This window comes from Conexibacter sp. CPCC 205762 (genome assembly GCF_030646155.1).
Taxonomy (GTDB): Bacteria; Actinomycetota; Thermoleophilia; order Solirubrobacterales; family Solirubrobacteraceae; genus Conexibacter.
On record NZ_JAUTDN010000031.1, the window covers coordinates 23965 to 36284 of the forward strand.

The window sequence follows — 12320 nt, forward strand, 5'->3', positions numbered from 1 at the left end:
CGTGACCACTGTCACGGTCAATGTAATCGTTATCATAGCCCGAGCGCAAGGGGCGGTTGTTGTCCAGATGGATAAGAAACCGACTAGCGACGCAGACAGCACTTCTCGGATGTACGCTTCACTGCAATGGATACCAACGATCAGGGCTCGTCTGCGGCCGCGCCCCGTCCGACGGTGCAAGATGTCGCGCGGGCGCTCGGTGTCTCCACAGCGACGGTCTCGCGCGCGCTGAGCGGCAGCCCCAACGTCAGCACGGCCACGCGCGAGAAGGTGATGCGCGGTGCCGCCCAGCTCGGCTACCAGCCGAACGTGCTCGCCCGCGCGCTGCGCCAGGAGCGCAGCTCGCTCGTCGGGCTCGTCGTCCCCGACGTCCGCTCGGACTTCTTCGCCGCCGCCTCGTCGGTGCTGCAGCGGGCGCTGGAGGAGCACGGCTTCCGCCTGATCCTCGGCATCACCGGCGACGACCCCGACGCCGACCGCGACTATCTCGTGACGCTGCTGCAGCACCGCGCCGAGGGGATCGTCCACGTCCCCTGCACCGACGAGGGCGCCGCGCCGCTGCTCGGCGGCGTGCCGACCCCTCCCCCGGTCGTCGAGTTCCTGCGCCAGTCGAGATCGAACGTCGCCGACACGGTCGTCTCCAACGAGCGCGAGGGCGCGCGTCAGCTGGCCGAGCACCTGATCGCCTTCGGCCACCGCCGCCTCGCCGTGCTCGCCGGGCCGGACCGCTTCAGCACCACGCGCGACCGCGTCGGCGGCTTCGTCGACGGCGCCGACGCGCACGGGCTGGAGGTCGAGGTCCGCTACGGCCTCTACGACCACGACTGGACCCATCGCGAGACGCTGACGCTGATGGCGGGCGACGCCGAGACGCGGCCGACGGCGCTGTTCGCGGCCGGCAACCGGCTCGTCTCGGGTGCGCTGCAGGCGCTCTCGGAGCTGGGCCTGCGGGTCCCGGCCGACGTCTCGCTGGTCGGCGCCGACGACCCCGACTGGTTCCGCGGCTGCACTCCCTCGGTCACGACCTTCGCCGCGCCGCTGGAGCAGATGGGCCTCGTCGCCGCGCAGACGCTGCTGGGCCGGATGCGGCCGAAGGGCAGACAGCCGCGCGTCGGCCCGATCCACGCGCTGCTCGGCGGCCAGCTGATCGTGCGCGGATCGAGCGGGCCGCCGGCGGCGGGCGCGTAGCGCGCTCGCGCGCCGCGCCCGAGCCCGCCCGCCCGCCCCGCCTCAGGAGGCGATCGCGCCGCGCAGGTTCAGCAGGTCGAGCGTCAGCTCGCCGGCGCGCAGCCGCGTCTTCATCTGCTCCTCCGCCTGCCAGCGTCTGAGCGCGCCGGCGTGGGCGGCGGCGACGTCGGCGGGGTCGACCGCGACGACGCCGTCGTCGTCGGCGACGATCCAGGAGCCGCGCTCGACGCGCGCCCCGGCGCAGACGATCGGCTCGCCGACCGTCCCCGGCGAGCGCTTCTCGGCGCCGCGCATCGCGACCCCGGTCGACCACACCGGCAGTCCCAGCTCGGCGACCTCGGCGACGTCGCGGACGCCGCCGTCGACGACGATCGCGACGACGCCGCGCGCGAGCGCGGCGACCGCCAGCACGTCGCCGAGGTGGCCGACGAGGATCCCGCCGCCGTCGACCATCAGCACGTCGCCGGGCTCGGCGACCGCGACCGCGCGGTGGACGGCGAGGTTGTCGCCGGGCGCGCAGCGCAGCGGCAGCGCGCGGCCGGCGACGATCCCGAAGCCCTGCGTCGTCGGCCGCACCTGCGGCGCCAGCGCGCCGCGGCGGCCGTTGGCCTCGTAGACGGTCGCGGCGCCGAGGTCGGGCGGCAGCGCCGGCAGCTCAGGCGTCATCGGGCAGCTCCTCCATCAGCTCGACGCAGATCCCGGGGAGCGGCTCCAGGAACGCGATCCGGCGGCGGCCGAAGCTGCCGCGGATCTCCTCCGGGCCCCACAGCAGCGCCTCGCTCCAGCCCCTGTCGGCGAGCGTCGCCGCGAGGTCGTCGACGAGGTAGGAGACGTGCAGCCAGCCGGGCTTCGACGGCTGCGGCCGGGCGCTGTCGTGGATCGCCGACTCGAACAGGTTCAGGCGCGTGTCGCCGACGGCCAGCTCGGCGAAGCGCTCGTCGTCGCCGAGCGAGTGGACGGTCGTCAGCTCGATCCCGGGGAGCGCGCCGAGCAGGGCGATCGCGGCATCGAGCTGCTCGACCTTGGCGGCGAGGTTCACGAGGCGCATGCGTCGGCCTCCTCGGTCTCCGCGCTGAACTCGAGCGTCTCGAAGAACGACGGCGGCAGCGCGGTGTCGGCGAGCGCGGCGATCGCGCGGTCGACGTGCCACTGGCCGCGCGCGACGGTGAAGACGCCGTGACCGGGCAGCAGCGCGTCGACCCCGAGGCCCTGCAGCCGCAGGATGTCGCGGCGGTAGTCGTCGAGCGAGCAGCCGGGCAGGTTGACGATCCCGATCCGGCCGAGGTGGAAGAGCGCGTCGCCGGTCAGCAGCGCGCGGCGGCCGCCGACGTCGACCTGGAAGCACATCGAGTCGGGCGTGTGGCCGGCGGTCGCGATCGTCTCCAGCGTGAGGCCGCCGGCGCGCAGCCGCTCGCCGTGGCCGAGCACGCGGTCGGCCGCGAAGGTCGGGAAGCTCCAGCCGGGCGGGTACATCCCGATCGCGACGTTGCGCGGGATGCCGGGGTCGGTGCCGCGCGCGAGCACGTCCTGCGCGCCGTCGGGGACCCACAGCTCGCAGCCGTAGCGCTCGCGGAAGGCGACGCAGCCGGCGGTGTGACCGTCGTGGTAGTGGGTCACGAGCACGGCGGAGATCCGCTGCGGGTCGAAGCCGTCGGCGCGGATGTTGCGCTCGATCGCGTCGACGTCGAGGCCGCGGCCGGGGTCGACGAGCAGCAGCTCCCCGTCCTCGCCGCCGTCCAGCAGCCAGGTGTTGCAGTCGAAGCGGTGCGAGAGCGCGAACTGCTCGCTGCCGACGAGGTGGACGCCGTCGAACAGCTTCACGCCGCACCGCCGCCGAAGAGGCGCTTGCGCAGGATCACGCTGTCGGCCGGCAGGTCCAGCTCGCGCACGCCCGCGGCGCCGCGCCGGTAGACAGGGTCGGCAGGATCGAGCGGCAGCGCGATCGGCCCGCCCAGCGCGGCCGATCTGTAGGCGGCGAGGGCGATCTCGAGGTCGGCGCGGCCGTCGGCGGCGGTCACGCCCGGTCTGCCGTCGAGCTGGCCGAGGAAGGTCTCGATCGCGCCGCGGTAGTACCAGTCGAACGGGTCGCGCGTCCAGTCCAGCTCGTGCAGCGTCTCGTCGCGGCGATCGGTCATGTGGCCGACGGCGCGGGCGACGTTGTGGGGCGCGCTGATGCCGCCCTCGTGGACGATCTTCAGCACGCCGTGGGAGCCGAAGACGGTGACGTCGCCGGTCGAGCCGCCGCCCCAGGTGAGGTCGACGGTCGCGTAGGCCCCGTCGGCCGTCTCCAGCCGCATCGAGACGCGGTCCTCGACGTCGCCGGCCTGCACGTCGACGCGGTCGATCGTGGCGCTGACGCGGACGATCTCGGCGCCCCCGAGCAGGCCGCGGGCGAGGTAGATCGCGTGGATCCCGTAGTCGATCGTGATGCCGCCGCCGGCGACCTCGGAGCGCAGCCGCCAGCTCTTCGCGTTCGCGCCGGTCGTGTCGGGTGCGAAGACGCCGATCGCGCTGACGCGGGCGAAGCTCGGCCGCCCGATCGCGCCCTGCTCGACCAGCTCGCGCATCTTCGCGTGCGAGGGGAAGTGGGCGAAGTTGCGGAAGACGCCGATCGGCGTGCCGCTCCGCTCCGAGGCGGCGACGATCCGATCGGCCTCCTCCAGCGACATCGCCAGCGGCTTGTCGCAGGCGGCGGCGACGCCGGCCTCGGCGGCGGCGACCAGCAGGTCGGCGTGCGTGTGGTGCGGCGTCGAGACGTCGACCGCGTCGACGAGGCCGGAGCGCAGCAGCTCGTACGGGTCGGCGAAGCAGCGCTCGGCCGGGATGCCCAGCTCCCGCTGCGCCCGCTCGCGCGCAGCCGGCGACGGGTCGGCGACGGCGACCAGCTCGATCCCGTCGATCGCGGCGTACGAGGGCAGCTTCAGGTCCCACGCCGCAAAGCCGAGCCCGATCAGCCCGATGCGACGGATGTAATCGTTTGCACTCACAGTTCTGATCCTAGCGGTCGGGGGTGGTGGTGTCGAGGTCTGGGGCGGTTGGCGCGATTCGCGGCGCGGCTTGCGCGGTTGTCGGCGCGGCTTGCGCGGTTGTCGGCGCGGCTTGCGCGGTTGTCGGCGCGGCTTGCGCGGTTGCCGGCGCGGCTTGCGCAGGTGCGGGCGCGGCTTGCGCAGGTGGCGGCGCGGCTGGCGCGGTCGCGGCGAGGCGGCCGTGGGCGGCGAGCAGGTCGCGGACGCGGTCGTGCGGGAGCGCGGGGATCGTCAGGCCGCCCTTGCCGGTCATCGTGCGGTTGGCGACGAGCGCGTTGAGGACGGCCTCCTCGACCGCCTGCACGGTCGCGGCGTAGAAGCGGTCGAGCGCGTGCCACTGGAGAAAGTCGAGCCGCCCGCCGGCGGGCTCCTGCGTCCGCGGCGCGCCGCGGCGGAAGGCACCCGCGTTCGCGGTCGAGAACGCGAGCGCGAGGTCGCCGGACCAGTGCGAGCCGCACGTCCCGCTCCGCCCCAGCCCCAGCGCCGCCCGCCGCGCCAGCGCCGTGCACTGGTGCGGCAGCAGCGGCGCGTCGGTCGCGACGATCACGATCACCGATCCGGCGCCGTGGGGGACGCCGTCGGCGGGGCTGGGCGCGGACGTCGGGGCGCCAGGCGCGGCGGGCGCCGTCGGGGCGCCAGGCGCAGCGGCGGAGGCGGCGGCCGGCGTGCCGAAGGCGGGCGCCGTCGGCGCGGTGGAGGCGGCGGGCGGGACGGCGCCGTGGGCGACGAGCGCGTCGCCCAGCTCCCGGCCCACCGGCACCCCGGCGACGAGCAGCTCGTCCGGGGCACCGAAGTTCGCCTGCACGTAGGCGCCGACGACGTGCTCGGCGCCGTCGACCTCGACCAGGCGCGAGGCGCTGCCCGCGCCGCCCTTGAAGCCGTAGGCGACCATGCCGGTGCCGCCGCCGACCGAGCCCTCCTCGATCGCGCCGCCGCGGGCGTCGTCGAGCGCGGCGTGGACCACGGCCTCGGTCACCGCGCCCGCGTCGAGCGCGTTGAGGCGGCCGTCCCACGTCTCGGCCGCGATCGGCAGCAGCCACAGCTCGGCCAGCTCCGGTGCGTGCTCGGCGACCCAGGAGATCGTCGCCGCGTGTGCGGTCCCGACGGCGTGGGTGCTCGTGAGCGTGATCGGCAGCGCGCAGGTGCCCGACTCGGCGACCCAGGCCGTGCCGGTCATCTCGCCGTTGCCGTTGAGCGCGAAGCAGCCCGCCGCGCAGGGGTCGCCGGGCGCGGAGCGACCGCGCGGATGGATCGCCGTCACGCCGGTGCGGACGTCGTCGCCGGCGATCACGGTCGCGTGGCCGAGCTCGAGGCCGGCGACGTCGGTGATCGCGTTCAGCGGGCCCGGCCGGCCGTCGAACGGGATCCCGAGCGCGCGGGCGCGCGGGAGCCCGGCGGGCGTGCGGAGCTGCGGGTCAGTCATGCGGGAGCGCCTCCAGCGCGGGCGCGCGCCGGAAGCGCAACGCGGTGATGGTCACGACGGCGTTGGTGACGATGCCGATCGCGTTGGCGAGCACGACGACGAGGTCGCCGCGGGCGAGGCCGTACGCGAGCCAGACCCCGGAGCCGAAGGTCGCGAACGCGAACAGCTCGATCGCGATCTCGTCGGAGCGGCGCAACAGCAGCAGCCGTCTCAGCTGCGTCAGCGGCATCAGCGCCATCGCAACGCCCGTGCACGTCACCAGCGCCGTGATCAGGCCGGCGGCGCCGATCGTCGCCGTGATGTAATCGTTTACGTGCACACTTTCACGGTAGCGATCCAGACGGCGAGATGCGAGGCGGCCGCGAGCGCGCAGGCCGAAGCGCGACGCGCGGAGGCGCGAACGCGAGGCGCGGAGGCGCGAACGCGAGGCGGCAGCGCAGGCGCGATGCGGGACGATGGGGCGATGACGACGCTGCACGTCGAGCGCCGCGGCGCGGGCGCGCCGCTGCTGCTGATCAGCGGCCACGGCGGCACGACCGCCTCCTGGCCGGAGCCGTTCCTGACGGCGCTCGCGCGGGAGTTCGACTGCATCGCCTACGACCACCGCTCGATCGGCGCCTCCCCCTCCCTCCCCGGCCCCTTCACGCTCGCCGACCTCGCCGACGACGCCGCGGAGCTGCTGGACGAGCTGGGCCTCGCCGACGCCCACGTCTTCGGCCCCTCGATGGGCGGGATGGTCGCGCAGCAGCTGGCGCTGCGGCATCCGCGGCGGATCCGCACGCTCGCGCTCGGCTGCACCTACTGCGGCGGCCCCGGCGCCGCGCTCGTCTCCCAGCAGGAGTGGCAGCCGGTCGCCGACGCGATCGCCGCCGGCGACACGGAGGCGCGACTGCGCGCCACGTGGGAGCTGGGCTTCTCACCCGCCCATCGCGCCGACCCGGCGCGCTTCGACGCCTACCGCGCAGCGGCTGCGGCGCACCGGCCGAGCACCCGTGACGTCGAGACCTTCCTCGCGCAGGACCGCGCGATCGACGCCTTCGACGTGCAGGCCCAGCTGCCGCGGATCGCCGCGCCGACGCTCGTGATCCACGGCGACGCCGACCGCATGATCCCGCTCGCGAACGGCAGGCTGATCGCGTCGCGGATCCCAGGCGCGCGGCTGACCGTCCTCGCGGACGTCGGGCACGACTTCTGCAGCGAGCAGCCGGCGGCGAGCGCCGCCCTGCTGCGCGGCCACGCGCGCGGGTGAGCGAGCGGCGCGCGCGACTGTGCGAACCCCGCCCTACGCGCGCGCCGCCCAGGCGAAGCCGCGACGGATGAACTGCGCGACCGAGGGGTGGTCGAGGTCGGCCGGGTCGTGGCCGAGCGAGCAGTAGAAGACCCTGCCCGCGCCGAAGCCCTTCGTGTAGACGACCGGGATCTTCGCCCCAGCCGCCCACGGCACCAGCTCGGCGTCGATCGTCGTCGAGGCGAGCACGCGCACCGCCGGGTCGACGTGCAGGTAATACAGCTCCGAGGTGAACTCGAACGCCTCGACGCCGGCGACGATCGGGTCGCCGGGCACGTCGACCTCGACGCGATACGGCGTGAAGCCGCCCGGCTCGGCGACGAACTGCGAGCCGAGCACGTACTGGTAGACGACGCTGGAGCGGAACGAGTCGGCGCTCCCGTGCCAGGCGCCGAGGCCGCTGCCGGCCCGCACCGCCTCGCGCAGGTTGACCTCCTGCGTTCTCGTCAGCGAGCCGAGCGCCCACTGCGCGCTGATCAGGTCGTACTGACGCAGCCGCTCGAAATCCTCGAAGACGGCGACGTCGTCGGCGAGCGTCGCCTCGATCCCCTCCGCCTCCAGCAGCGCCGCGACCTTCTCGGCCCCCTCCTGCGGCTTGTGGCCGGGCCAGCCGCCCCACACGATCAGCGCGCTGCGGCTCATCGCGCCACCTCGCTCACGCGCGTCGAGGAGAGCGAGGAACTGGCGAGGGTGGCGCGGCGCCCACGGCGCGCGGCGGCTGCGATCGTCTGCATCGCACGATTGTAATCGATTGCAAGCGTGCGGTACAACGACCGGCAGGTCGTCCGGCGCGTCAGGAGCCCGGCCCGCGCGCCTGCTCGCGCCAGTGCTCGGGCAGGTCCGGGTGCTCGGCGAAGGCGAGCGCGTCGTCGGCGCCGGCGGCGGCGATCGCGTCCCAGACCTGCGTCAGCGCGTCGTCGAAGGAGACGGCCTCCAGCGAGATCTCGACGATGCCGACATCGTCCGGTCTGCCGACGGTCGCGCCCGGCAGCGCGGCGGCGATCCGGTCGAGCGCCTCGGAGACGGCCTCGCGCGGGTTGACGACGTAGAGCGCGACCCGCTGCGCGCTGTTGTCAGAATCGGCCATGCGATGACCGTACCCCGCCGCGCAAGCACCAAGCCAGCCGCCGCCGCGTCACCCGCGGGGGCGCCGGGCGGCGCCGACCCGTCACCCGCCGGGGCGCCATGCGGCGCCGTCGCGGGCGGCCTGCTGCTGCCGACCCCGCACGGCCCCGCCCGCGCCCACCTCCATCTGCCGGCCGCCGCGCCGCGGTTCGCGCTCGTGCTCGGCCACGGCGCCGGCGGCGGCGTCGCGGCGCCCGACCTCGTCGCCGTCACCGCGGCGCTGGTGGAAGACGGCGCGGCGGTCGCGCTGGTCGAGCAGCCCTACCGCGTCGCGGGGCGCAGAAGCGCCGCCCCGGCGAGACAGCTCGACGTCGCCTGGGAGGCGGTCGTCGCGCAGCTGCGCGCGGGGCCGCTCGCCGGCCTGGCGCTGGTGACCGGCGGGCGCTCCTCCGGCGCTCGCGTCGCCTGCCGCACCGCGCTCGCCGTGCAGGCAGCGGGCGTCCTCTGCCTCGCCTTCCCGCTGCAGCCGCCGGCGCGCAGAGACGGCAGCGTGCCGCCCGACCGCCTGCCCGAGCTGAAGCAGGCGGGCGTGCCGGTGCTGGTCGTGCAGGGCGAGAGAGACCGCTTCGGGATGCCGCCGAGAGCGCGCGGGCGGACGATCTCGGTCGTCAGAGGCGATCACGCGCTGCGCGGCGACAGAGCGGCGATCGTCGCCGCCGTGCGCGGCTGGCTGCGCCGGCTCAGACTCTGACGACCGGCATCCGCGGCATGCCGGGGCGCAGGTCGATGTCGAACTCGCGGATCGAGCCGTCGTCGTCGACGAAGCGCACGCGCGGCTGGTAGGGCCGCGACGGGTCGACGGCCGCCACGACGCCTCTGCTGCCGTCCTCCAACGTCAGCTCGTGCCCGGCCGGGTACGGCATCACGAGCTGGCGGAAGGTCGAGACGATCGTCGGGTCGAAGGCGGTGCCGGAGCCCTCCTGCACGACCTCGACGCCGACGTGCGCCGGCCGCGCCGGCTTGTACGGCCGCTCCGAGCGGACCGCGTCGTAGACGTCGGCGACGGCGGCGATCCGCGCCAGCTCCGAGATCCGCCGGCCGGCGATCCCGCGCGGATAGCCTCTGCCGTCCCAGCGCTCGTGGTGGAAGCGCACGACCGAGATCGCCAGCATCGACGTCGTCGTGTGGTTGAGCATCGCGGCGCCGTACTCGGGGTGGCGCTTGATCATCTCCCACTCGCGCGCGTCGAGTCTGCCGGGCTTGTCGAGCACGTCGCGCGGGATCGCGAGCTTGCCGATGTCGTGCACGAGCAGGCCGAAGCCGAGCTGCGTCATCCGCTGCGGGATGCGGTCGTAGCGCTGGCGGCCGCGATGGTCGGTCCAGCCGTGCTCGCGCCAGTGGCGCGCGGCGATCAGCAGGCCGAGCGTGGTGACGCGGACCGAGTGCTCGTGCGTGTACGCGTCGGCTGTGCGCATCTCCGAGAGCGCGAAGACGGCCTCGGGCAGGCCGGAGATCTCGTGCGCGATCGAGGCGGCGACGTCTCTCAGCCGCTCGACGTCGCGGCTGTCGAGCTGCTGGCCGGAGGCCAGTCTCTCGCGCGCCTGGGCCAAGGTCGCGGTGACCTCCTGCTCGGCGCGGTCGCGCGTCTCGGGGTTGAGCGCCTCCAGCGGCTCGATGCCGTCGCCCAGCTCGTCGTCGACCCAGACGGCGGCGACCCCGAGCGCGCGCAGGCGGCGGCACATCGACTGCGTCAGCAGCGTGCCCGACAGCAGCAGCGGCGCGGTCCCGACCGGACCCGAGCGGACCTCGCGCGCGACGCGCGTGCCTGGCTTGAGGTGGCGTGAGGAGACGAGCCGCATCAGCCGGATTCTGTCAGTTGATGCCAGTTTTGACTGTTCTGCATGGGCGGCTGCATCGCTGGTCAGTCGAGCGTGAGGCGGCGGCGCACGACGTCGCCGACCTCGATCCGGTGGGGAGCGGCGTAGTAGTCGAAGCGGCTGACCTTGATGCCGTGGATGCCGAGCGCCGCGAGCAGGTCGTCGGCGGCGCTGCCGTCGATGAAGCCGAGCAGGTCGGCCGTGGCCGAACGGTGGGTCGGGACCGCGTGCGGCCCGGACGGCTGGCCGGTGAAGCGCTGCCTGCCGCTGCCGGCGTCGACCTCCGCGAACGCGACGCAGGTGAGCAGGACGACCTCGCCGGCGCGCCAGGCGTCCAGCTCCTGCCTCGCCTCAGGGGTCAGCACGCCGATCTTGTCGACGAAGGCGCCGACGGGATCCGCAGGTTCCTCGAACAGCGTCCCGGTCGCGTGCACGCGCGCCGTCCCTTTCGTGTGGGCCTCGAAGTTGCGCACTCTTTCTCCGGGTTAGATCGACCGCGATCGCCCAGCGTTGAGGCCGGTCCTGCGTTAGCGTCGAGATCGTGAACGCGATCGACCATCTGGAACGGGTCGCGGCGCGTGACGCCGGGCGCGGGATCGGGCCGCTGGCGCAGGCGGCCGCGGGCGGTCTGCGCGCCGCCGCGACAGGGATCGCGGCTGTTTCGGCGCCGTCGCTCGCGTTCGTGACCGGCTGCTTCGTCGTCCGCTCCGAGCCGCCCGCGCCGGAGACCGACGGCCCGGTCGGAGCCGCGCTCGCGGCGGCCGCGTTCGCGCGGATCGGCATCGAGGCGCGGCTGGTGACCGACGCGCGCTGCGCGGCGGTGGTGCGCGCGTGCGCCCCCGACCTCCCGCTGCATGTCGGCGACGAACCCGATCCCCTCGAGGAGGAGCTGGCGGCGGCCGGCGTGACGCACGTCGTCTTCGTCGAGCGGCTGGGGCCGGCGGCCGACGGCGTCGTGCGCAACATGCGCGGCGACGATGTCAGCGCGGTGACGCCGCCGCTGCACCGGCTCGCCGACGGTCCGTGGGCGACGATCGCGATCGGCGACGGCGGCAACGAGGTCGGCATGGGCGCCCTCCCGCCGCCGCTCGTCGCCGCGACGGTCGCCCACGGCGAGCGGATCCACTGCGCCGTCGCCTGCGACGCGCTGATCGTCGCCGGCGTCTCCAACTGGGGCGCGATCGCGCTCGCGCACGCCGTCGCGCTGCTCATCGCAGGCGCGGATGCCGCGGATCGCGGCGCGGCTGTTGCAGATCGCGGCGCATCTGTTGCAACTCGCGGCGCGGATGCGGCGCGCGCGTGCCTCTCCCCTGCTGCGCACGACGCCGTCCTCGCCGCCGCCGTCGCGGCCGGAGCGGTCGACGGCGTGCTGGGCAGACCGGTCGCGTCGGTCGACGGCGTCGACCCCGCCGTGCAGCACGAGATCCTGCTCGCGCTCGCCGCAGCCCGCTGACGCGCGCCGATCGCGCTGGAGCCAGCTCGCGGCGCGCGGTACGGTCCGCTCCATGGCCTTCGTCCCGCCTGCCCGGCACCTGCTGCGCGCCAAGGACCTCGCCGACGCCCGTTACGCGGAGCCGCTCGGCGTCGACGACCTCGCGCGCGCGGCCGGGCTGTCGCGGGCGCACTTCAGCCGCGAGTTCCGGCGCGCCTTCGGCGACTCGCCGCACGCCTACCTGCTGACCCGCCGGCTCGAGCGCGCCGCGGCGCTGCTGCGCACGACCGACAGGTCGGTCGCGGAGGTCTGCTTCGCGGTCGGGCTGCAGAGCGTCGGCTCCTTCACGACCAGCTTCACGCGCACGTTCGGCAGATCGCCGACCGCCTACCGCGCGACCTTCCCGCCCGCCTCGCTGCAGGCGCGCGTGCCGATGTGCGTCTGGCGCGCCTACAGCCGGCCGAGCCCGAGACAGCACGTTTCGAGAAGACAGCCGGGCGCCGCCGCTTCAGCATGACGGGCACCGCTTCGCCCGACCGCCTGAGGAGGCAACACCGATGATGCAGATCGCCAACGCGCAGCTGTGGGTGCACGACCAGGAGGAGGCGCTCGCCTTCTACACCGAGAAGCTCGGCTGGGAGGTGAAGGCCGACGTGACGCTGGCCGAGATGGCCGACTTCCGCTGGCTCGCCGTCGGCCCCGCCGGCCAGGACGGCACCTCCGTCGTGCTGATGGCGATCCCCGGCCAGCCGGTGATGGACGACGCCTCCAGAGCGCAGGTCGAGGAGCTGATGGGCAAGGGCTTCGCCGGCTCGATCTTCCTCACGACCGACGACGTCCGCGCCGACTACGAGCAGCTGAAGGCGCGCGGCGTCGAGTTCAGCGAGCCGCCGGAGGAGCGCCCGTACGGGATCGACTGCGGCTTCCGCGACCCCTCAGGCAACAACTTCCGCCTCTCGCAGCTCGTCGAGCTGCCCGTCTGAGCGGCGTCCAGCGCAGCGCGGCGGCTGCGCGACGACGA

At 74.6% G+C, this 12320-nt stretch carries 16 protein-coding genes; 6 read left to right on the forward strand and 10 right to left on the reverse strand.

Annotated elements, in window-relative coordinates:
- Window positions 1-126: 126 nt before the first annotated feature.
- Window positions 127-1188, forward strand: coding sequence for a LacI family DNA-binding transcriptional regulator (locus Q7L73_RS20325; RefSeq protein WP_304692065.1), 1062 nt, complete (start codon window positions 127-129; stop codon window positions 1186-1188).
- A 42-nt stretch (window positions 1189-1230) separates the two neighbouring features.
- Here the strand turns inward: Q7L73_RS20325 and Q7L73_RS20330 are convergent, their stop codons facing one another.
- The 6 genes from Q7L73_RS20330 to Q7L73_RS20355 are packed head-to-tail and all read right to left on the reverse strand — an operon-like array spanning window position 1231 to window position 5956.
- A complete protein-coding gene (locus Q7L73_RS20330) occupies window positions 1231-1854 on the reverse strand; it encodes an RraA family protein (RefSeq protein WP_304692063.1) in 624 nt (207 codons plus the stop codon).
- Window positions 1844-2236 carry a VOC family protein gene (locus Q7L73_RS20335; protein WP_304692061.1) on the reverse strand — a complete coding sequence of 131 codons (393 nt, stop codon included), beginning with the start codon at window positions 2234-2236 and terminating at the stop codon, window positions 1844-1846. The genes Q7L73_RS20330 and Q7L73_RS20335 overlap by 11 nt, the downstream gene beginning before the upstream one ends.
- A complete protein-coding gene (locus Q7L73_RS20340; RefSeq protein WP_304692059.1) occupies window positions 2224-3009 on the reverse strand; it encodes an MBL fold metallo-hydrolase in 786 nt (261 codons plus the stop codon). The genes Q7L73_RS20335 and Q7L73_RS20340 overlap by 13 nt, the downstream gene beginning before the upstream one ends.
- A complete protein-coding gene (locus tag Q7L73_RS20345) occupies window positions 3006-4175 on the reverse strand; it encodes a Gfo/Idh/MocA family protein (RefSeq protein ID WP_304692057.1) in 1170 nt (389 codons plus the stop codon). The genes Q7L73_RS20340 and Q7L73_RS20345 overlap by 4 nt, the downstream gene beginning before the upstream one ends.
- 10 nt (window positions 4176-4185) lie before the next feature.
- On the reverse strand, window positions 4186-5637 hold the full coding sequence (locus Q7L73_RS20350) for a P1 family peptidase (protein WP_304692055.1): 1452 nt from the start codon (window positions 5635-5637) through the stop codon (window positions 4186-4188).
- Window positions 5630-5956 (reverse strand): SemiSWEET family transporter, encoded by a 327-nt coding sequence (locus tag Q7L73_RS20355; protein ID WP_304692053.1) that lies wholly within the window; start codon window positions 5954-5956, stop codon window positions 5630-5632. Before Q7L73_RS20355 ends, Q7L73_RS20350 begins: the two co-directional genes overlap by 8 nt.
- 144 nt (window positions 5957-6100) lie before the next feature.
- On the opposite strand from Q7L73_RS20355, the gene Q7L73_RS20360 reads away from it, so the two are divergent.
- The gene (locus tag Q7L73_RS20360; protein ID WP_304692051.1) at window positions 6101-6886 is read left to right on the forward strand and encodes an alpha/beta fold hydrolase; all 786 of its coding nucleotides are present in this window, start codon (window positions 6101-6103) and stop codon (window positions 6884-6886) included.
- Between the two features lie 33 nt (window positions 6887-6919).
- On the opposite strand, the gene Q7L73_RS20365 is transcribed toward Q7L73_RS20360, so the two are convergent.
- On the reverse strand, window positions 6920-7567 hold the full coding sequence (locus Q7L73_RS20365) for a ThuA domain-containing protein (RefSeq protein ID WP_304692049.1): 648 nt from the start codon (window positions 7565-7567) through the stop codon (window positions 6920-6922).
- Between the two features lie 151 nt (window positions 7568-7718).
- The gene (locus tag Q7L73_RS20370) at window positions 7719-8012 is read right to left on the reverse strand and encodes a hypothetical protein (protein ID WP_304692047.1); all 294 of its coding nucleotides are present in this window, start codon (window positions 8010-8012) and stop codon (window positions 7719-7721) included.
- A 3-nt stretch (window positions 8013-8015) separates the two neighbouring features.
- Here Q7L73_RS20370 and Q7L73_RS20375 point away from each other — a divergent pair, with 3 nt between their 5' ends.
- Entirely contained in the window at window positions 8016-8741 is a 726-nt protein-coding gene (locus Q7L73_RS20375; protein ID WP_304692045.1) for an alpha/beta family hydrolase, read from the forward strand.
- On the opposite strand, the gene Q7L73_RS20380 is transcribed toward Q7L73_RS20375, so the two are convergent.
- Together Q7L73_RS20380 and Q7L73_RS20385 are read right to left on the reverse strand one after the other, a co-directional pair.
- A complete protein-coding gene (locus tag Q7L73_RS20380; protein WP_304692043.1) occupies window positions 8731-9849 on the reverse strand; it encodes an HD-GYP domain-containing protein in 1119 nt (372 codons plus the stop codon). The two genes, Q7L73_RS20375 and Q7L73_RS20380, sit on opposite strands and share 11 nt — an antisense overlap.
- Window positions 9850-9911: 62 nt before the next feature.
- Window positions 9912-10301, reverse strand: a complete 390-nt coding sequence (locus Q7L73_RS20385; RefSeq protein WP_304692041.1) for a hypothetical protein — start codon at window positions 10299-10301, stop codon at window positions 9912-9914.
- 107 nt (window positions 10302-10408) lie between these two features.
- Here Q7L73_RS20385 and Q7L73_RS20390 point away from each other — a divergent pair, with 107 nt between their 5' ends.
- The 3 genes from Q7L73_RS20390 to Q7L73_RS20400 are packed head-to-tail and all read left to right on the forward strand — an operon-like array spanning window position 10409 to window position 12282.
- On the forward strand, window positions 10409-11320 hold the full coding sequence (locus tag Q7L73_RS20390) for a glutamate cyclase domain-containing protein (RefSeq protein WP_304692039.1): 912 nt from the start codon (window positions 10409-10411) through the stop codon (window positions 11318-11320).
- Window positions 11321-11372: 52 nt separating this feature from the next.
- Window positions 11373-11816 (forward strand): helix-turn-helix domain-containing protein, encoded by a 444-nt coding sequence (locus Q7L73_RS20395; protein WP_304692037.1) that lies wholly within the window; start codon window positions 11373-11375, stop codon window positions 11814-11816.
- Window positions 11817-11856: 40 nt separating this feature from the next.
- On the forward strand, window positions 11857-12282 hold the full coding sequence (locus tag Q7L73_RS20400; protein WP_304692035.1) for a VOC family protein: 426 nt from the start codon (window positions 11857-11859) through the stop codon (window positions 12280-12282).
- The last annotated feature ends 38 nt before the right edge of the window (window positions 12283-12320 follow it).